18 protein-coding genes are annotated in these 18481 nt (G+C 58.8%); 12 read left to right on the top strand and 6 right to left on the bottom strand.

Annotated elements, in window-relative coordinates; translation table 11 throughout:
• Positions 1-81: 81 nt before the first annotated feature.
• On the top strand, positions 82-795 hold the full coding sequence (locus tag H8B15_RS09750) for an SDR family oxidoreductase (RefSeq protein WP_187319499.1): 714 nt from the start codon (positions 82-84) through the stop codon (positions 793-795).
• Positions 796-960: 165 nt separating this feature from the next.
• Here the strand turns inward: H8B15_RS09750 and H8B15_RS09745 are convergent, their stop codons facing one another.
• Positions 961-1734, bottom strand: a complete 774-nt coding sequence (locus H8B15_RS09745; protein WP_187319498.1) for a GIN domain-containing protein — start codon at positions 1732-1734, stop codon at positions 961-963.
• Positions 1735-1746: 12 nt separating this feature from the next.
• Here H8B15_RS09745 and H8B15_RS09740 point away from each other — a divergent pair, with 12 nt between their 5' ends.
• From H8B15_RS09740 to H8B15_RS09720, 5 genes are all read left to right on the top strand, one after another.
• Positions 1747-2436, top strand: a complete 690-nt coding sequence (locus H8B15_RS09740; RefSeq protein WP_187319497.1) for an SDR family oxidoreductase — start codon at positions 1747-1749, stop codon at positions 2434-2436.
• Positions 2437-2588: 152 nt separating this feature from the next.
• Entirely contained in the window at positions 2589-3497 is a 909-nt protein-coding gene (gldA, locus tag H8B15_RS09735; RefSeq protein ID WP_187319496.1) for a gliding motility-associated ABC transporter ATP-binding subunit GldA, read from the top strand.
• Between the two features lie 130 nt (positions 3498-3627).
• Positions 3628-4353 carry a gliding motility-associated ABC transporter permease subunit GldF gene (gene gldF / locus H8B15_RS09730; protein WP_187319495.1) on the top strand — a complete coding sequence of 242 codons (726 nt, stop codon included), beginning with the start codon at positions 3628-3630 and terminating at the stop codon, positions 4351-4353.
• A gap of 177 nt (positions 4354-4530) precedes the next feature.
• Positions 4531-6240 carry a gliding motility-associated ABC transporter substrate-binding protein GldG gene (gene gldG, locus H8B15_RS09725; RefSeq protein ID WP_187319494.1) on the top strand — a complete coding sequence of 570 codons (1710 nt, stop codon included), beginning with the start codon at positions 4531-4533 and terminating at the stop codon, positions 6238-6240.
• 254 nt (positions 6241-6494) lie between these two features.
• The gene (locus H8B15_RS09720) at positions 6495-8744 is read left to right on the top strand and encodes a TonB-dependent receptor (RefSeq protein WP_187319493.1); all 2250 of its coding nucleotides are present in this window, start codon (positions 6495-6497) and stop codon (positions 8742-8744) included.
• A gap of 196 nt (positions 8745-8940) precedes the next feature.
• Here H8B15_RS09720 and H8B15_RS09715 read toward each other — a convergent pair whose 3' ends face one another.
• The gene (locus H8B15_RS09715; protein WP_187319492.1) at positions 8941-9717 is read right to left on the bottom strand and encodes an SDR family NAD(P)-dependent oxidoreductase; all 777 of its coding nucleotides are present in this window, start codon (positions 9715-9717) and stop codon (positions 8941-8943) included.
• A gap of 254 nt (positions 9718-9971) precedes the next feature.
• Between H8B15_RS09715 and H8B15_RS09710 the strand changes: the two genes are divergently transcribed.
• The 3 genes from H8B15_RS09710 to H8B15_RS09700 all read left to right on the top strand — a co-directional run bounded on the left by H8B15_RS09710 (position 9972) and on the right by H8B15_RS09700 (position 12729).
• Positions 9972-10667, top strand: a complete 696-nt coding sequence (locus H8B15_RS09710) for a hypothetical protein (RefSeq protein ID WP_187319491.1) — start codon at positions 9972-9974, stop codon at positions 10665-10667.
• 64 nt (positions 10668-10731) lie between these two features.
• Entirely contained in the window at positions 10732-11832 is a 1101-nt protein-coding gene (locus H8B15_RS09705) for a sensor histidine kinase (RefSeq protein ID WP_187319490.1), read from the top strand.
• 117 nt (positions 11833-11949) lie between these two features.
• Positions 11950-12729: a LytR/AlgR family response regulator transcription factor gene (locus H8B15_RS09700; protein WP_187319489.1), complete on the top strand. Its 780-nt coding sequence runs from the start codon at positions 11950-11952 to the stop codon at positions 12727-12729.
• Positions 12730-12938: 209 nt separating this feature from the next.
• Here the strand turns inward: H8B15_RS09700 and H8B15_RS09695 are convergent, their stop codons facing one another.
• On the bottom strand, positions 12939-13706 hold the full coding sequence (locus H8B15_RS09695) for a LytR/AlgR family response regulator transcription factor (protein ID WP_187319488.1): 768 nt from the start codon (positions 13704-13706) through the stop codon (positions 12939-12941).
• 143 nt (positions 13707-13849) lie between these two features.
• Here H8B15_RS09695 and H8B15_RS09690 point away from each other — a divergent pair, with 143 nt between their 5' ends.
• Together H8B15_RS09690 and H8B15_RS09685 are read left to right on the top strand one after the other, a co-directional pair.
• Complete coding sequence (locus H8B15_RS09690) at positions 13850-14515, top strand: response regulator transcription factor (protein WP_187319487.1); 666 nt, start codon at positions 13850-13852, stop codon at positions 14513-14515.
• A 410-nt stretch (positions 14516-14925) separates the two neighbouring features.
• Positions 14926-15108 (top strand): hypothetical protein, encoded by a 183-nt coding sequence (locus tag H8B15_RS09685; protein ID WP_187319486.1) that lies wholly within the window; start codon positions 14926-14928, stop codon positions 15106-15108.
• Here H8B15_RS09685 and H8B15_RS09680 read toward each other — a convergent pair.
• The 3 genes from H8B15_RS09680 to H8B15_RS09670 all read right to left on the bottom strand — a co-directional run bounded on the left by H8B15_RS09680 (position 15098) and on the right by H8B15_RS09670 (position 17549).
• Positions 15098-16138, bottom strand: a complete 1041-nt coding sequence (locus H8B15_RS09680) for a sensor histidine kinase (protein ID WP_187319485.1) — start codon at positions 16136-16138, stop codon at positions 15098-15100. The genes H8B15_RS09685 and H8B15_RS09680 overlap by 11 nt on opposite strands.
• 63 nt (positions 16139-16201) lie before the next feature.
• Entirely contained in the window at positions 16202-17071 is an 870-nt protein-coding gene (locus H8B15_RS09675) for a hypothetical protein (RefSeq protein ID WP_187319484.1), read from the bottom strand.
• A gap of 28 nt (positions 17072-17099) precedes the next feature.
• The gene (locus H8B15_RS09670; RefSeq protein WP_187319483.1) at positions 17100-17549 is read right to left on the bottom strand and encodes an ABA4-like family protein; all 450 of its coding nucleotides are present in this window, start codon (positions 17547-17549) and stop codon (positions 17100-17102) included.
• Positions 17550-17738: 189 nt separating this feature from the next.
• Between H8B15_RS09670 and H8B15_RS09665 the strand changes: the two genes are divergently transcribed.
• Positions 17739-18395: a hypothetical protein gene (locus tag H8B15_RS09665; protein ID WP_187319482.1), complete on the top strand. Its 657-nt coding sequence runs from the start codon at positions 17739-17741 to the stop codon at positions 18393-18395.
• The last annotated feature ends 86 nt before the right edge of the window (positions 18396-18481 follow it).

Raw genomic sequence — 18481 nt, 5'->3', positions numbered from 1 at the left:
TTGCGAAAAATCGGGTCTACGCGCACACGCGGCAGCAGGCCTGTTGCACCATACGTAAAACCTCAACATATAAACAAAGGAATGCAAAAAAATATCGTCGTGACCGGTGGCAGCCGCGGAATTGGCCGCGCTTTGGTGGAGCGGTTTGTGCGGGCCGGGTTTTCGGTCGTCACCTGTGCCCGCTCGGCCGAGGACTTGGCCGCCCTGGAGGCTGCCGTGCAGCAGGCCACACCGGGAGCTGTGCTACACACCCTACCTGCCGACCTTAGTAACCACGCCGATGCGGTTCGGTTTGGCGAATTTGTGCGGGCGCTGCCCGGCGGGGTAGAAGTGCTGGTGCACAACACCGGCTCCTTTGTGCCCGGCCGCTTGCAGGACGAGCCCACCGATGGGCAGCAGCTGCGCCAGATGCTGGCCGCCAACCTGCTGAGCGCCTACGACGTCACGCAGGCCCTGTTGCCCGGTATGATAGCGCAGCGCCACGGGCACATCTTCACGATTTGCTCCACGGCCAGCCTCACGGCCTACCCCAACGGCGGCTCCTACGGCATTGCCAAGCATGCGCTCTACGGCTTCACCAAAAACCTGCGCGAGGAGCTGAAGGAGCACAACATCCGCGTGACGGCCGTGCTGCCCGGCGCCACCTACACCGACAGTTGGGCCGGGGCTGGCCTACCCCCCGAGCGGTTCATCAAGCCCGAAGACCTCGCCGAAGCCGTGTTTGCTACCTACCAGCTCTCGGAGCAAGCCGTGGTAGAAGAGCTACTGATCCGGCCGCAGCTGGGCGATATTTAGGTGGAGGGCATAAAAATGATAGGTGGTCATGCTGAGCGCAGCGGAGTCGAAGCATCTTTACCGCTTCGTTGCTATCGGTAGGAATTACTTACGGTAGAGATGCTTCGACTCCGCTGCGCTCAGCATGACCGTTCTTTTGACAACCATGGGCGTCATACAACTGCTCTACTCAGCCACCGCATTGCCTTTGCCCGTTACCTCCACGTGGTGGGTAGGGGCGCGGTAGAAAACAGTACCTGCACCGGCGTGGTCGATGCCCAGCGTGCCCGTAGCGCGCACATGCGCATCGCCGATACTACTGCGGGTGGTTTGCAAGGTGAGGTTACGTGCTACCAACTCGGTGGCGCGGAGGGTGCCGCTGCCACCCAGTAGCGTTACGGCATCGCCGGCAACAGTGCCGCGAAGGGTCACGTCGCCCAGCTCGTACATATCCATATTCAGGTACTGCACGTCCAGATTGAGGTCAGCCTCGCCGGCACCCAGGAAGTGGTAGAAAAACCGGTCGGCCCGAAAGGGGGCCGGGATGTGGAGGGAGCTTTGATCAAACTGCAAAACATCTAGCACCGAAGGAGTATGCAGGGTTATTTCGCGCGGGGTATCGTAGCGGCGCGTCCAGTTGCAGCGGCTGGTGTTGCGGATAATCAATTGATTGCCTGCGGTAGTCAGCTCAATGTCTTCTTGCAGATTTTTGCCGGTGCGCACCTCGGCATACGTCACGGAGTCCTGCACCAGCACCACTTCCACGTTGTCGTGAATATACAGCTGCTCGAAAGCCGGTACTTCCCGGCGCTCGGTGGTGATGCGGCCGGTGCTTTTCAAGCAATCGGTTTCGTGCCCGTCGCCGCAGGCGGCTAGCAATAAAAGCAGGCTGCCAGCCAGCATACTGCGTAAAAGCCGGGTAGGGCCGTTAACTTGCGGCTGAAACGCAATCTGAAACATCAACACAGGCATATGGACTTACGTGGCAAGGTAGCGATAATCACAGGGGGCAGCAAAGGCATTGGCAAGGCCACCGCCGAGGCACTGCTGGCCAAAGGTGCCATAGTAGCCGGTTGGAGCCGCTCGGCCCCCGACGAGTTGCAGCACGAAGACTTCCATTTTTTCGAGTGCAACGTGCAGGATGAGCAGTCGGTACTGCAAGCCTACTCTGCCACTATCGACAAGCTGGACGCGGCGCAAATACTTGTCAACAACGCCGGCATCGGCAACATGGGCAACATCGACGGCTTCTCGTCGGAGGAGTGGCGCGCCATGTTCGACACCAACGTGCACGGCGTTTTTTATTGCACCAAAGCCGTGCTGCCGCGCATGAAGGAGCAAGGCGAAGGCCACATCATCAACGTGGCCTCGCTAGCCGGTACGGCCGGCTCGGCCGGTATGGCGGGCTACTGCGCCACTAAGTTTGCGGTGCGTGGCTTCTCCGATGCCCTATTTAAAGAGGTGCGCCAGGATGGCGTGCGCGTTACGTGCGTGATGCCCGGCTCGGTGGAAACCAATTTTGGTGGAATGAAGGCCGGCCAGGAGCCCGACCCCCACAAAATGCAGCCCGAGGATATTGCCGAGGCCATTGTGCACGCCCTGGAAGCACCCAAGGCCACAATGGTGTCGGAGATTCAGATGCGGCCGTCGATGCCGAAGTGAGTTGCGAATTGTGAACGTCATTTCGACCAACGGGAGAAATCTCGCGTGCAGCGCTAATCTCAATTAACAGGAAATTATCGGGAGCATGCGAGATTTCTCCCGTTGGTCGAAATGACGTTCTATTTTTACACTCGATAACTGGTAACTGATTCATGGTAGAAGTCGAGAAACTCACAAAAACCTACGGCGCGCAAAACGCCGTGAACAACATCAGCTTCACGGCGGGCAAAGGCGAAATCCTGGGGTTTCTGGGGCCGAACGGGGCCGGCAAATCCACTACCATGAAGATTGCCACTGGCTACCTGCCGCCCTCGGCCGGCACCGTGAAGCTGGCGGGTTTTGACGTGACGGAGCAGCCCCTGGAAGTGCGCCGCCGCGTGGGCTACCTACCCGAGCACAACCCTCTCTACCTGGACATGTACGTGCATGAGTACCTCGAATTCATCGGCTCGGTGCACGGGTTGAAGGGTAGTGAGCTGCGCCGCCGCGTGCAGCAAATGGTGGATAGGGTAGGGCTGGGGCGCGAGCAGAACAAGCAAATCGGGGCGTTGTCGAAAGGCTACCGGCAACGGGTAGGCTTAGCCCAGGCCCTCATCCACGACCCCGGCGTGCTCATCCTCGACGAGCCTACCACGGGCCTCGACCCCAATCAAATCGGCGAAATTCGCACCTTGATTCGGGAGGTAGGGGAGGACAAAACGGTAATTTTCTCCACGCACATCCTGCCTGAAGTTACGGCCCTGTGCAGCCGGGTGGTTATTATCAACCGCGGGCAGCTAGTGGCCGATTCACCCGTGGCTGATTTGGGTGCTGGCACAAAAGGCGAAACCCTAATTCGAGCCGAGTTTGAGCAGCCCATTGACCCTGCGCCCCTGCGCGCCCTACCCGGCATCTTGGCCGTGGAGGCCGACGCATCGCCCGCTACTTACCGCATCCGCGCCGCCGGCCCCGACCTGCGCGGCAGTATCTCCCGCCTCGCCGCCGACCAGGGCTGGGTGCTGCTGGGACTAAGACAGGAAGAGCAGTCCCTGGAGCAGGTGTTTAAGAATTTGACAAAGTAAAATGTCTATTTTTCTGTCATCCTGAGCGGAGCGAAGGACCTTCTCACGCTGGAACGAAAAGCGTAATAATGATTCGTTCCAGCGTGAGAAGGTCCTTCGCTCCGCTCAGGATGACAGCCTTTCTTACTCTATGTATTCCATTCTCCGCAAAGAATTCAACGCCTTCCTCAGCTCGCCCGTTGCCTACGTCGTTATTGGCGTATTTCTGGTGGCTACGGGGCTGTTTGTGTGGGTATTCCCCGATAGCTCGGTGCTTGATTACGGCTACGCCGACCTGCAAACGCTGTTCAACACCGCGCCCTGGATTTTCCTGTTCCTGATTCCGGCCATCACCATGCGCACGTTTGCGGAAGAGAAGAAGGCCGGCACCATCGAGCTACTGCTCACGCGCCCGCTCACGGATGGGCAGATTATTGGCGGTAAATATCTGGCGTGCTTGCTGTTGGCACTGCTGGCGCTGGTGCCTACCCTGCTCTATTACTACTCGGTGTACCAGCTGGGCAACCCCGAGGGCAACATCGACTCGGCCGCCACGGTGGGCTCCTACCTGGGGCTGGGGCTGCTGGCGGCGGTGTTTGCGGCCATCGGCATCTTCGCCTCCGCCATCACCCGCGACCAGATTATTGCCTTTCTGGTGGCGGTGGTGGGGTGCTTCTTAGTGTATACAGGCTTTGATTCGCTTGCTTCGGTGTTTGAGGGTAGCACGGCTTACTACATCAGCCAACTAGGCATTGCCGCCCACTACCGCGACCTGAGCAAAGGCCTCATCGACTCCCGCGATTTGCTGTATTTCGTGAGCGTGATAGTAGCCATGCTATGGGCTACGCGGCTGGCCTTGCGGAGTAGGAATTGGTAAATGGTAAGTAAAATAGAAGTGAAATAAGTATGTCATCCTGAGCTTGCGAAGGACCTTATGCCCGTAGAACGAGTCGTTGTGACGCCTGTTGTTCTAGCGTGAGAAGGTCTTTCGACACTGGCTTGATGCGCCACATGCTCAGGATGACAGTCGTAATTGAGTTACAATCTGCCGCTTATGGCTTCGTCTGAATCTGTTTCTACCCCTGCCACCTCCCGCAAACGCCGCGACCTAACCACCTTTTTCGTGGTGATTGGCGCGTTGCTGCTGCTCAATTTCCTGGCCCAGCAATTCTTTTTTCGTGTCGATCTGACGGAGGAGAAGCGCTACTCTATGTCGCCGGCTACCAAGCAGCTGCTGGAGAATCTGAGGCAGCCCGTCACCATTACGGTGTACCTGGATGGCGACTTTCCGCCCGCGTTCCGGCGCTTGCAGCAGGCCACCCGCGAGACCCTGAACGAAATGCAGATATACGGGGGGAGCAACCTGCACTACGTATTCGTGGACCCCTCGGCGGCGGGCACCGAGCAGGCCCGCAATCAGTACTACGAGACCCTACTCAAGAAAGGCCTACGCCCTACCAACCTGGGCGCCAATGAGAACGGCAAGCGCGTCGAGAAAATCATCTTTCCGTGGGCTACCGTGTCGGTAGGCACGCAGGAGCTGCCGGTGCTGCTGCTGCGCGGCAACCAGGCCGCCCCCGCCGACGTGCGTCTCAACCAAAGCATTGAGGGACTGGAATATGAGCTGGCCAGCGCCATCCGGCGCCTAGAGCCCAGTCAGCGCAAGCGCATCGGCATCGTGGAAGGCCACGGTGAGTTGGACAACGCCGAAGCCGGCGACCTGATTGGCTCCTTGCGTCAGAATTACGACGTATTCCGAGTGAACCTGACGAAGGTGCGCGACCTGCGCCCGCTCGATGCTATCATCGTGGCCAAGCCCGCCACGGCGTATACCGAGGAAGAGAAGTTCAAGCTCGATCAATTCATCACGCAGGGCGGCAGCACGCTGTTTTTCGTGGATGCCATGCGCGTGAACCTCGACAGCGCCAACCGCGGCGGCATGCTCTCGTTTCCGTTGCAGCTGAACCTGGAAGACATGCTGTTCAAGTACGGCGTGCGCATCAATCCTGATTTGATGCTGGACCTCAACTCCGGCGTGATTCCGCTGGTGACGGGCACCCTGGGCGACAAGCCGCAAGTAGAGCCGCTGCCCTGGCAGTTCTACCCCCTCATCAACAACTTCAGCCAGCACCCCATCACCCGCAACCTCGATGCGGTGTACACCAAGTTTGTGAGCAGCATTGACACGGTGAAGGCCGTGGGCATCCGCAAGACGCCGCTGCTATTCACCTCGCGCTATACCCGCGTGCTGCCCGCGCCCGTGCCCGTCAACCTCAACGACGCCCGCCTACCGCCTGATCCGAAGCTGTATAAGGAGCGCTTCGAGCCGGTGGGCTACCTGCTGGAAGGGCAGTTCCGTTCGCTCTACGCCAACCGCGCCCAGCCCGGCACCACACAGTTCCAGCCCGAAAAGTCGCCCCTGGCCAAGCCCGCCAAGCTGCTGGTTATTCCCGACGGTGACTTCGTGCGCAACGACGTGGACCCGAAAACCGGCAACCCCTTCCGCCTCGGCTACGACCGCCTCGCTAACACCGAATTTGCCAACCGCGAGCTAGTGCTGAACGCTGTGGATTATCTCCTCGACGAAACCGGCCTCATCGCTGTGCGCGGTAAGCAAATCACCCTCCGCCCCTTGGATAAAGTGAAAGTAGCCGAACAGCGCCAGCGCTGGCAACTGCTGAATCTGGTGGCGCCGCTGGCCCTGCTAGCCGCGTTTGGTTTGGGTAGGGCGTGGTGGCGCAAGCGGCGCTACGCGCGGTTTTAATGTCTCGATTACCGTGTCATCCTGAACGCAGTGAAGGACCTTATCACGCATGAACGACCGACATAACAACGACTTGTTCTCGCATGATAAGGTCCTTCGCTGCACTCAGGATGACAGGTAGCATTTTCGAAGTTGAAAAATAGCTTTGCCTATCTCTCCCTACCCTTCATTCCCCTAATCCAACACTTCAGCAACAGTAAATTTCCTGCCCGGTAGTCGCCGCGCACTTTTGGGCATCACTTTACTACTGCCCGATGAAACGACTGCTACCACTGCTGCTCCTGTTGCTGACGGCCGGCCGCCTGCTGGCCCAAACCACTACTCTCACAGGCACCGTGCGCGATGCCGCCGGCCAGCCGCTGCCGGGCGTGAACGTATTCCTGAAAACTACGTTTGACGGGGCCAGCACCGATACATTGGGCTGGTTCCGGTTCACGACTATCCAAACTGGCACGCTGCCGCTGGTAGCCTCGCTGTTGGGGTATGTGGCGCAGGAGCAACCGGTGGTGCTGGATGGGAAAGCGCATCAGATCAGCTTCAGGCTGAAGGCTGTGCGCAATCAGCTGGGCGACGTAATCGTAACGGCTGGTACCTATGAGGCCGGCGACGACAAGCGCAACACCACCTTCTCGGCCCGCGACGTGCAGACCACTGCCGGTGCCCAGGCCGATGTGGCCGGCGCCCTGAATACCCTACCCGGCACCACCCGCAACGGCGAGGCCGGCCAGCTATTCGTGCGCGGCGGTGCGGCCTCCGAAACCAAGCAGTACCTCGATGGCCTACCCCTGCAAAGCCCCTATAACGCCACACCCAGCGGGGTGCCAGCGCGGGGGCGGTTTGCGCCTACCTTGTTCAAGGGCACAATGTTCAGCACGGGCGGCTACTCGGCAGAGTACGGGCAGGCGTTGTCGGCGGTGGTGGCGCTGCGGTCGGTGGATTTGGCGGAGGAGACCCAGACGGGCATTTCGGCGCTGTCGTTGGGTGGGCTGACGCTGGCGCGGCAGCAGCGGTGGGAACGGTCGTCGGTGGCCGTTACGGCCGATTACATGAACATGCGGCCCTACTTTGGGCTGGTATCCCAGCGGATTCTGCGCACGATGCAAGCCGCCAGCGGCTCAGTAGCGGCCCGGCAGCGCACCGGCGAGATGGGCATGTTGAAGATTTATGGGACGTTTCAGCAGCAGCACATGGCCGTACTCACGCCCAACGCCGACTATGCCGATGGTAGGCAACCCGTGGACCTGCGCAACACCAATGCCTACCTTAATGCCACCTGGCGCACTCCGTTGGCCCACGGCTGGAGCCTGCAAACCGGCGCCGCCGCCACTCGCGACAACCAGCACATCCAACCCGACCAGCAGCGCATCCAGGAACTGGAACAGTCGGTGGTGGGTAGGACCGTGGTTACCAACGACTCGGCCAGTGCCTACTGGAATCTGAAGGTGGGCGCGGAAGTATTGGCGCAACGGTATCAGTTTCACTATCAAGCTCGGGAAAGCGACGTGACGCGGGCATTGGCTTTCACGGAGCGCCGGGCTACGGGCTTTGCCGAATCGGAAATTGCCTTCTCCAACAAGGTAGCGGGCAGGGTAGGGGCGCGGGCCGAATACTCGGCGGTGCTGGGTCGCTGGAACGCCGCACCGCGGGCCGCGCTGGCCTATCAAATCAATCAATACAGCCAGCTATCCGGCGCCTGGGGCTACTTCTACCAAACGCCCACCAACGACGCGTTGCGGCTGGGCCAATATGCTCCGGAGCCTCTGCGCTTCGAGCGCGCCCGTCACTACCAGCTCACCTACCAGTACGAAGCCCACCGGCGCCTACTGCGCCTCGAATCCTACGACAAGCGTTATGCCCACCTAGTGCGCTACGACCTGCCCGGCGCGTTCAACCCGGCCACGCTGGCCTACCAATTGCCTAGCCCCGCTACCTACCGCAGTACCGGCACCGGCTACGCCCGCGGCCTGGACGTGCTCTGGCGCGACAAAACCACCTTGCGCAACTTCGATTACTGGGTGAGCTACAGCCTGCTCGACACCCGCCGCCAACAACACTTCGACCCGGTACGGGCAGTGCCTACCTACGCGGCGCGTCACAATCTCTCGGTGGTGGGCAAGTATTGGGTAGATAAGTGGCACACGCTATTCGGGGCCACCTACAGCTACGGCAGCCCCCGCGCCTACTTCGACCCCAACCGCTACGATGCCGTCACTGGCACAGGCTACAATGCGGGCCGCCTGCCCAGCTTCCAGGACTTGAGCCTGAACCTGAGCTACCTCACGCAAATCCGTAAAAATTTCACCATCATCCACGTGAGCTGCTCCAATATACTGGGCCGACAGAACGTGTTCGGCTACCGCTACGCCAGCACGCCCGACGCCGCTACCGGCCGCTACACCGCCGTGCCACTGCTCCCCTCGGCCCGCCGCATGGTGTTCGTATACCTACTTATTTCGATCAACAAAAACCGCCCGGTGGACCTGCACACGGCGCCAGAGGATTAAGTTAGGGTAGGAGGGTAGGAGGGTAGGAGGGTAGGAAGGGTAAGAAGTTAAAAAATGTGTCATCCTGAGCTTGCGAAGGACCTTCTCACGTCAGAACGATGCTCGTAACAACGACTCGTTCTAGCGTGAGAAGGTCCTTCGCAAGCTCAGGATGACAACTATAATTTAAGTGACAAATGGGAGAAGACTCTACCAACTACGCGCCTTGCGCTACCATGCGCATGAAACCGCCATCCATCACGTAAGTAGAACCCGTCACGTAATCCGAATCACTGGAAGACAGAAACAGGGCTAGTTTGGCGATTTCCTCGGGTTGGCCGGCCCGTTTCATGGGGATGCGTTGCTCGCCTTCTTCGCGTTTTTGCGGGTCGTCGAGGGCTTTTTGGTTCATGGGCGTCAGGATCATGCCGGGGGCGAGGTTGTTGACGTTGATGCCGTCCTCGGCCAGCTCCAAGGCCAGCGTGCGCGTGAGGTTGCGCAGGCCACCTTTGGCCGCGCAGTAGTCGGCCGTGCCGGGCGATACTACCTCCTCATGAATGGACGTGACGTTGACAATCTTGCCCTTGCCGCCGTGCTGCTTGCGGTGCTGGGCAAACAGCCGCGCTAGGTAAAACGGCCCAAACAAATCGGTGCGAATGGTCTGCTCGAATTCCTCGGGCTGCATCTCCACCACAGGTTTGTGCGCCCCGCTCACGCCGGCGTTGTTCACCAGAATATCTACGGAGCCAAACTCCAACAAGGCCTGCTTGAAAAGCTGCTCGGCTTGTTGGGCATCGCTCACGTCGGCTTGCACCACTAGGGCGCGCTGGCCGGCTTGTGTTACCTGCTGGCGCGTGTGCTCTGCCCCATCGGCATCGGTGTGGTATACCACCACGATGTTAGCGCCTTCCTGGGCAAATAAAATGGCCGTGGCTTGGCCAATACCCGAATCGGAGCCGGTGATGAGGGCCGTTTTGTTGATTAATCTTTTCATCGGAAAGAAAGTGAGAGGAGTGGGTGAGACAGCCAAAAGTCGGCTGTGCATCTTCCGCAAACGCGCCTAACAGGGTAGGGTTGCTTAGCTGAGGGCATTGCGCCCGGCAAGCCGAACTACACCAGACGCCCAGCACACCATCGGAGGATTTCCACACTTCATCCGGCTTATCTGACGCTTTAGATACAGGAAATTTCATGGGTTGTCGGGGTTGCTGACTTTTGGATCATACATCCACACAACCACTTACCACGATGAAAAAGGTACTCTTCCTGCTCGCCCTGGCCACTGCCTCCCTTTCGGCATCAGCCCAGACTAAAACCACCACGGCCACTACCCAAACGGCCCCCGCTGGCTACCAGGGTATGATGGCGGCGGCCATTCAGGAGCTGATGCAGACCGGCGAGCCCGCTGCGCTGAAGGCCAGCGCCGCTACGTTTGAGCGCGCCGCTACTGTAGCGCCACAGGACTGGTTGCCGCGCTACTACCAAGGCTATGCGCTGCTGATCAACGTGTTTCAAAGCCAGGAGGAGGGCGATGTGAAGGATAAGACGCTTGACCAGGCCGAGGCTGCCCTGGCGCAGGCCCGCAAGCTGGGCGGCGACGAGTCGGAACTACTGGCATTGCAGGCTTACATCTACCAGGCCCGGCTGGGCGTTTCGCCCATGCTGCGCTCCATGAAGTATTCGGGCATGGTGAACGAGGCCATTGCGCAGGCCAAAAAGGCGAACCCCAACAACCCGCGGCCCTACCTCATTGGCGCCAACAATGCCTTCTTTACGCCCAAAATGTTTGGCGGTGGTCCGGAAGTAGCCAAGCCTTTGTACGAAGAGGCCAAGGTGAAATTCGAGGCGTTCCAGCCGGCCTCGGCTATTGCGCCCGATTGGGGCAAAGGACAGTTGCTGAGCCGGCTCAAAAACTGCAATACCGCTCTGGCTGCTGCCAAGTAGCGTGCCGTGCTCCTGGTTGGCTGCCACCGGCTTTTCTGTAACTTCCACGCACTTTTTTGCTGTTATGATTTCTGTAGACATGAGAGCCCACGCGAAGGACGAAGCGCCTACCTTCAAAAAGCACTATGCCAATGAGTTGCAGTGGTGGCAGATGCTGGGCTTCATGCTGCTGTTGTCGGTGGTGCTTACCTTTTTGTTTTGCCCTGGGTGCGCCATAACTAGCGAGGACTTCCGCCTGACATTTGGCTACAACATTTGCTACACGGTTGGTCTGTGGCTGGCCAATGGCTACCCCGCCGCTTGGCTGAACCGCAAAGCCGATTGGCGCCAGGAGCCACTACGGCGCTTTCTGCTGACGGTGGCGCTTTCTATAGTGCTGTCGTTGCTGGTGATTGTGCTGGTAAATGGTGGATTTCGGGTGCTCTACCACCACCGTCCTCTGCGCGAGCTGCTGGAGCCGCGCGTGTGGAGTCAGTTTATCCTGCCGCTCGTTACGACGACGGTAATATCGCTATTCATTCACAGCCGGTCGTTTTTGCTGGGGTGGCGTGATGCTGCCATCCAAACCGAGCGCCTGGAAAAAGAAGGCGCCGTGGCCCGCCTCGACTCGTTGCGTCGGCAGGTAGACCCGCACTTTCTGTTCAACTCGCTGAACGCCTTAACGGTACTGGTGGAAGAAAACGACCCGGCTCGCGCCACGCGCTTCATCCGGCAGCTGGCCCAGGTGTACCGCTACGTGCTCGATAGCCAGGAACGGGAGGTAGTGCCGCTCGGTGAGGAGTTGGCCTTCGTCGAGTCCTACCTGCACTTGCAGCGTACTCGCTTGGGGGAGGGCATTCAGGTAGAGATAAAACAGCCAGACGCAAGCGCGGATACACTGCTGGTACCGCCGCTGGCCGTACAGCTGTTGCTAGAAAACGCCCTCAAGCACAACGCTACCAGTCAGCGCAATCCACTGCACATCACGGTGGAAATAGACACCGCTGACCGCGAGCTGCGCGTAGCCAATACGCTGCGCCCGCGCACCGTGGCTGCTGCCGAGTCGACGGGGCTGGGGCTGCGAAATTTGCAGGCGCGCTACGGGTTCCTGACCAACCAGCCAGTGCGTATCGAGCGCACGGCCACCGAGTTTACTGTGGCCCTACCTCTGCTGACACTGGGGTAGGGGGCAGCTTGCCGTTGCCCACTGCCGAGAAGCATGCTAGCTTTCTTGTTTTCTGTCTTCATCTTGTCTTGACTTCCCATATTCACCAATGGGCGGCTGCAAGTCGCCCCTTTGCTTATGCCTACCCCTCTCCGTGCCATTCTGGTTGAAGACGAACCCCTAGCTGCCCGCCGCCTCGCCGACCTGCTCCGCAAGCAGCCAGTGCCTTTAGAGGTAATCGGCACGGCCGAGTTGGTGGAGGAGGCCGTCGAGCTGCTACGCGCCACGCACCCCGCCCCCGACGTGCTGTTTCTGGATATTCAGCTGGCCGATGGGCTGAGCTTCGAGCTGTTTGAGCGCGTGGAGGTCCGCTGCCCCGTTATCTTCACCACCGCCTACGACCAGTACGCGCTGCGCGCCTTCAAGCATAATAGCATCGACTACCTGCTCAAGCCCATCGATGCCGACGAGCTAGCCGCCGCCGTAGCCCGCCTGCAAGCCCGCCAGCCGGCTGCACCAGCCTTCGACGCTACCTTGCTCACACAGTTGGTGCAGCAGCTCCAACCCCAGCCGCAGTACAAGCAGCAATTTGTGGTGAAAGTGGGCGAGCACCTAAAGGTGATTCCGGTAGCGCAGGTGGCGTATTTCTTCAGCTTCGAGAAGGCCACTTTCCTGCAAACCCGCGAAGGCCGCCGGGTGGTGGTAGACCAAACGCTGGAGCAACTGGAGCAGCTCCTGAATCCTCGCGAGTTCTTTCGCCTCAACCGCGCCTACCTCGTGCACCACACGGCCATTCAAGACATCATCCACTACACCAACTCCCGCCTGAAAACCACCCTCGCCCCCGCCAGCCCCGAGGGCGACGTGCTCGTCAGCCGCGAGCGGGTAAGCGCTTTCCGCGCGTGGCTGGAGCGGTGAGATGGTGAGATGGTGAGTGGTGAAATGGTGAGTTTGTGAAGTTGTGAAATTGTGAATCGTCTGTCATCCTGAGCGCAGCGAAGGACCTTATCACGCTAGAACGAGTCGTTGGTACGCTCGTCGTTCAACTGACATAAGGTCCTTCGCTGCGCTCAGGATGACAGACGATTCACAATTTCACAACTTCACAAACTCACCATTTCACCATCTCACCGCTCCAGCCATTGCTTGAGCGCAGTAGCTTTTTCACGGCTCACGAGTACTTCTTCGCTGGGGGCAGGATGTAAATCAAGCTTGAGTTTGCCGTTGAAGTAGACGTGCAGCCGCTGCACAGCCGGTAGCTGGGCAATAAACTGTCGATTAAGGCGGAAAAAATCCTGCGGGTTCAGCAGTTGCTCCAGTTGCTCTAGCGTGTACTCCACCACGAAGCGCTGGCCTTCCTGCGTGACGAGGGTAGTGGTTTCGTGGCGGCTCTGGAACCAGGCTACCTGTGCCGTGGGCAATGGGAGCAATTGCTCGCCGCTTCGCACCAGAAACCGGGTTTTATAAGTTTGCTGGGGCATGGCCAGCGTTTCTAGTAGGCGCTCCAGGCGCTGTGCCGGGTCGGGGAGGGTAGGCGGGGTAGGCCACTGGTGCAACTTGGTGAGAGCAGCTTGCAATTCCTTCACCTTCACAGGCTTTAGCAGATAGTCGATGCTGTTGGCCCGAAAGGCCCGAATGGCGTACTGGTCGTAGGCAGTGGTGAAAATGACCGGGCTGCGCACCACGGTTTGTTCAAACAGCTCGAAGCTCAACCCATCGGCCAACTGAATATCCGACAAGATCAGGTCGGGGGCGGGGTGGGTAGCAAGCCAGGCCAGAGCGCCGGCTACGCTGTCGAATACGGCTAGCACCCGGGACCCAGGCGCCACCTGTTGTAGCAGCCGTTGCAAACGCTCGGCGGCCGGGTATTCGTCTTCTAGTAGCAGAATAGTCATGGTCGCAGTCATCTATAGGACTTCCGCACCGAGCGGCAGCGGGAAAAGCAGTCGATGAAAATCAAGTATGCTAAATAGCTCAAATTGCGTACAGCACGTAGATACTCTATACTGTTTTCTGCTCCTTCCTTTCACACATCAGGATGATTCGTACAATACTTGTTGATGACCATGCCATTATCCGGGATGGCATCAGCTACCTGCTACAGCAGGAACCCGATATTGAAGTAATTGACCAGGCTAGCAATGGTCAAGAACTGCTGGACAAGCTACAAGAAACGCCGGCCGACGTGGTGCTCATGGATATTAATATGCCCATTATGAGCGGAGAAGAAGCCACACGCCGCGTACATGCGCTCTACCCGCAAACGCATATACTGATTTTGTCTATGCTGGACCACGAGGCCTACATTGGTCGTATGATGGAGGCCGGTGCTTCTGGTTACATTCTGAAAAACGCTGGCAAAGAGGAAATAACGTTTGGTATCCGCACAGTGGCTGCCGGACGTCATTTTCTATGTTCGGAGCTGGGTTTTCAGATGCTGCATAAACTGCAGAATTCCGGCAACAGCGCCCCGATTACCATGACCATCAATGAGCCAGTAAAAAAGGAATCTGTTCTATCGCGCCGCGAATTGGAAGTACTCAGGTTGATTTCAGAAGGACTCACAACCAGTGAAATAGCCGAAAAGCTCTACAACAGCAAGCGCACTATCGAAACGCATCGGCAAAATATGATGGAGAAAACACAAGCAAAAAACACCGCTTCCCTAATTAAGTATGCTCTCAGCAATGGGCTAATTGACTAGGGTCTCTACCATTTTTATGGCGAAGGCATTGCATAGTACAAATGGCTTGTAATAGTAATAATTTGTAAATCAATACTTTAAATAACTTTTTATTCAGCAAATCCGTTATTTTGGCAGCCGTATTAAGAAGCGTAAATAGGCAGCTAGCTTACGTAGGCAGAACAATAAATCTGCTTGCACGATGTTATCTGCGGCACCAACGCTTCGCGCTAACGCCATCACCTTCCAGCCCTAGTCCCATGCAGGTATACCGGGAAATTCTGCCGAATAGCTACCTAGTCATTTTGGTTGAATCTACACCGGCCGCAACCGATGCCGTGCTGTTGCGCAGCGCGCTGCGGCATGCTAGCCGCAGCGGAAAAGGCCAGGTTTGGCTTGATTGCAGTGGGCTATCTATGCTGCCGTCGGATATGCTGCCAATCCTCACGCGCTATGCCGCATGGCTGCGCCGCCGCCATACCTCTTTAGTTGTGTGCCACCCACCGGCTACATCTGCCGGTATCAGCCTGGAAGAAGTCAGCGACGGCACACTGCTGATAGCCAACTCACTGCTAGACGCAGAGCTGGTGGCCTCAGAGGATATCAGTGAGTAGCTGCCGGGGCACTTGGTAGCAGCGGTAGCCGTACAGTGAACAGGCCGTTGTCGGTTTCTATTTGCACCGGTTGAGGGGCTTGTAGTAGTTCGTAGCGCCGCCGTACATTATCCAGCCCTACCTGCGTGTGCGGGCGCAGGCCAGCAGTGCGGGGGCGTATGGGGTTTTGTACCGTGAGGTAGTTGGTGGTGGGGTCGTAGACAATGGTGAGCAGCAGCGGTTGCTCTTGCGAGGCCACGTTGTGCTTGAGGGCGTTTTCTACCAGCAGCTGCACGCTAAGTGGCGCCACATGCCGCGCCTGCACCGCATCCGGCACGTGGTATACCACACGCAAATTGTCGCGGAAACGGGCCTTATGTAGCGCCACATAGGTTTCCACAAAAGCCAATTCCTCGCGCAAGGGCACTGTGGCCTGGTCGCGGCTGAGCAACACGTAGCGGTACACATCGGCGAGCTGCTCCACAAACTGCTGGGCCGGCTCGTTGTGGGGCTCCACCAGCGCCGATAGCGTATTCAGCGAATTGAACAGAAAATGCGGGTCTAGCTGATTGCGCAGGGCCTCCAGCTGGCTTTGTACCCCGGCACTTTGCAGCTGCTCAGCCCGGCGCACGTTCCAGAGCCACTGCTCAAAGAAATGGCGGCTTTCATAGATAAGCTGCACCACAGTGGTCGGAATCAGGTTGAAGGCCACCTGCACTAACAAGGTACGTGCTTCGATGGGAAACAAGGCGGGCGAGACCGTGTGTAGAAAGAACAGCAGTACCACCGAGGCCACGCTGGTATACAGCACGCAGGCTACTGCCAGCCACCACAAGCGGCGAGCCGTCTGCTCTACACCGGGGAAGCGCCGCCACAGCAGCTCCCACAACAGCCGGTTGCCCAGCCACAGCACCGTTGTAAAGAGCAGCGCGATGCTCCAATTTACCAGAAAATGCAGCCACGAAATGAACCGGTGCGAGTCGCCGCCCAGCAGTGTAATCAGCAGCGCCAGCAGCGGAATCCCCAGTAAACGTAGGCGTTGGTCTTTCATACGTGCGGCCCGATGATCTGTCTTGGTAAGCGCTGAGGCTGATCATCGGGTTAAATAACAACATTACGGGCGAGCCAGCAGGGGCAAACCACTCAGTGCCCGCCAATATAGCCAGCCCACGGCGCCCGCATAGCCCAGCGCTACCAAGGCCATAGCGCCGGTTTGCACGCCAGCCCGCAGGCGCGGGGCCATACGCGCCAGCAGCCAGCCCGCCAACGGTAGGGCTTGCAGGGCGTGCAGCCCCAGAAAGTGGGCGGCCCGCAAATCGCCGGCGCGGGTGCTCCAGCCCAGCAGGGGCAGGCCCGCACCGCCATCTGTAGCGCCTACCGTGTGCGCCATGCGGCCGCTCATAGCGCCGCCTACCATGCTGCCTACGAGAAACAAACCTAATCCGAGCCGGATGCCCCACACCCACGCCACCGACCCAATGGGGCGATGCCGGAACGTGAGCCACAACGCCCACACAATGGCCACGGTATTCACCATAATCAGTACGCCCATGGTGCCAAAAACGGCTCCGTTGAAGGCGCTGCTCACGTTGAAGTGAGAGGTAGTGCCCCGCGCCGCCTGCAAGCAAATCAAGACAATTTCGCCGGCCATGGTGATGCCCGCTAGGCGGCTAATGCGCCGGGCTTTGGGCTGAGCCACTGCGGGAAAATCGGCCAGCAGCCAACCGAGCGTCCAGAGGTAGAGCACCCCCGAAGCGCCGAATTTGAACGGCTTAACCCACACATTCAGCCCCGTAACCGTGCGGTGGTCTAAAAACCCAAGCACCACGGCGCCGGCTGCTACCGCCACGTGCAGCCAGCCTACCCAAGTGAGCAGAGGGTATGAATCGTGAAGCAGACGCAACCAGACTGGCCGGCGCCAGCGGGCGGGCAGGCCAAGGGTAGAAAGCTGAAAAGCGGAGGTAGGCGCAAGGGTCGTTTTCATAAAAAGCAGCATTTGAAGTGGAAGGATTTCAGGCAGCCAAGGCAGGGGTAGGGTAGAACCGGCGCAAACCTGCATACAACAGCAGCCCTACCGGACCCACCAGAAAAGTGAGTACCAACGCAGGCACCAGAAGCAAGTGGGGTAGACCGCGCCGCTGGGCATCGCGCAGCTCCCAGGCGCCCACAGCCAGATCGAAGCAGAGGTAGTGCACCCAGCCGGCCAGTAGTGCCCACGGGTCGTGGAACAAAGCGGCTACCTCGGCCAGCGAGCCAAAACCACCCTCGCTACCGTGGGGGCTCAGGTAGTGATACCCAATGCACGCCGAATAGGCGGCGGCCAGCACCAGCGGCAGCGCCCCGTTGCCTACCACGCGGCGTGTTATGCGCCAGCGGGGTGCCACCAGGAGCAGCGCCCAGCCAACCAGAGCAATCATATTAGCCAAGCGGAACAACAGAGCCGGAAGGGTAGCATCAGCCATAGTGAAAAGGAGTAAGTATACAGTTGTAAACTTCGCTATAAAGGCTTCTGCCAGTGATACAAATAAGGGTGAAACGGCAGCACGTAGGGGTGAAGCAGCGGAAAAAACAGGTGAGCCGTAGAGCGAAATCTTAACTTGCGCCGCCGTGCCGCGTATTTCGAGGGCGTGAACTACTTTACCCGCCTACTTTTGCTTCTGCCGCTAGTGCTGGCAACCCAGCCCGCTGCCGCTCACAGCGGCCTGGGCATAGCCCCACCCGACAGCAGCCGGAAGGAGCGGCACCGCAAAGTAGTAGTACAGCTCGACCAGCGTTTTTCACCCCTCAACGGCAAGCTGGTGGGTATTTATGGCATGAAGGTGGGCCTGGAGTGGCGCGGTCGACTGCGGGCAGGCCTGGGTGGCTATTTCCTGAGCGGTGGCGTACCCGCACGCCTGGCTCCACCACCCGAGCTGCCACCGGGGACAGAAAGCGAGTTGCGCTTTCGCTACGTGACAGCCTACGGTGAATATGTGCTTATTGGCACACCGCGCTGGGAGGTCAGCACGCCCACACAGTTTGGTTTCGGTACCGTTTTCTCCAGCTTCCGCCTGCCCGACGGCGACCGACAACAGTCCCCCATCGACCATATCTGGATGGTGGAGCCCTCCGTGGTAGGGCACATGCGCGTGTTTCGGTGGATAGGGGTAGGGGCCGGCGCGGGCTATAGGCAGATGCTCTTCCTGAACCAGCGCGAAGAGCGGGAGCTAAGCGGAATAATCCTCATTGGCCGGGTCAAGCTATTTCTGGGCGACTTGTACCAAATCGTGCGCGGCCGGGAGCGGTTACTGTCTCAGAAAGGCTTGTAAATGGTGAAGTGGTGAAATGGTGAAGTGGTGAATGCCAACGCGGCTGTCATCCTGAGCTTGCGAAGGACCTTCTGTTAGCTGAACGA

This window comes from Hymenobacter citatus, assembly GCF_014333615.1.
In the GTDB taxonomy this organism is placed as follows: Bacteria; Bacteroidota; Bacteroidia; order Cytophagales; family Hymenobacteraceae; genus Hymenobacter; species Hymenobacter citatus.
Note: the sequence above shows the minus strand (reverse complement) of the source record. Positions and strands in the feature narration are given on the sequence as shown.

Coding starts and splice junctions, on each gene's coding strand:
- H8B15_RS09750 (WP_187319499.1), top strand. CDS start 82: ATGCAAAAAAATATCGTCGTGACCGGTGGCAGCCGCGGAATTGGCCGC.
- H8B15_RS09745 (WP_187319498.1), bottom strand. CDS start 1,734: ATGTTTCAGATTGCGTTTCAGCCGCAAGTTAACGGCCCTACCCGGCTT.
- H8B15_RS09740 (WP_187319497.1), top strand. CDS start 1,747: ATGGACTTACGTGGCAAGGTAGCGATAATCACAGGGGGCAGCAAAGGC.
- gldA (WP_187319496.1), top strand. CDS start 2,589: ATGGTAGAAGTCGAGAAACTCACAAAAACCTACGGCGCGCAAAACGCC.
- gldF (WP_187319495.1), top strand. CDS start 3,628: ATGTATTCCATTCTCCGCAAAGAATTCAACGCCTTCCTCAGCTCGCCC.
- gldG (WP_187319494.1), top strand. CDS start 4,531: ATGGCTTCGTCTGAATCTGTTTCTACCCCTGCCACCTCCCGCAAACGC.
- H8B15_RS09720 (WP_187319493.1), top strand. CDS start 6,495: ATGAAACGACTGCTACCACTGCTGCTCCTGTTGCTGACGGCCGGCCGC.
- H8B15_RS09715 (WP_187319492.1), bottom strand. CDS start 9,717: ATGAAAAGATTAATCAACAAAACGGCCCTCATCACCGGCTCCGATTCG.
- H8B15_RS09710 (WP_187319491.1), top strand. CDS start 9,972: ATGAAAAAGGTACTCTTCCTGCTCGCCCTGGCCACTGCCTCCCTTTCG.
- H8B15_RS09705 (WP_187319490.1), top strand. CDS start 10,732: ATGATTTCTGTAGACATGAGAGCCCACGCGAAGGACGAAGCGCCTACC.
- H8B15_RS09700 (WP_187319489.1), top strand. CDS start 11,950: ATGCCTACCCCTCTCCGTGCCATTCTGGTTGAAGACGAACCCCTAGCT.
- H8B15_RS09695 (WP_187319488.1), bottom strand. CDS start 13,706: ATGACTATTCTGCTACTAGAAGACGAATACCCGGCCGCCGAGCGTTTG.
- H8B15_RS09690 (WP_187319487.1), top strand. CDS start 13,850: ATGATTCGTACAATACTTGTTGATGACCATGCCATTATCCGGGATGGC.
- H8B15_RS09685 (WP_187319486.1), top strand. CDS start 14,926: ATGCTGCCAATCCTCACGCGCTATGCCGCATGGCTGCGCCGCCGCCAT.
- H8B15_RS09680 (WP_187319485.1), bottom strand. CDS start 16,138: ATGAAAGACCAACGCCTACGTTTACTGGGGATTCCGCTGCTGGCGCTG.
- H8B15_RS09675 (WP_187319484.1), bottom strand. CDS start 17,071: ATGAAAACGACCCTTGCGCCTACCTCCGCTTTTCAGCTTTCTACCCTT.
- H8B15_RS09670 (WP_187319483.1), bottom strand. CDS start 17,549: ATGGCTGATGCTACCCTTCCGGCTCTGTTGTTCCGCTTGGCTAATATG.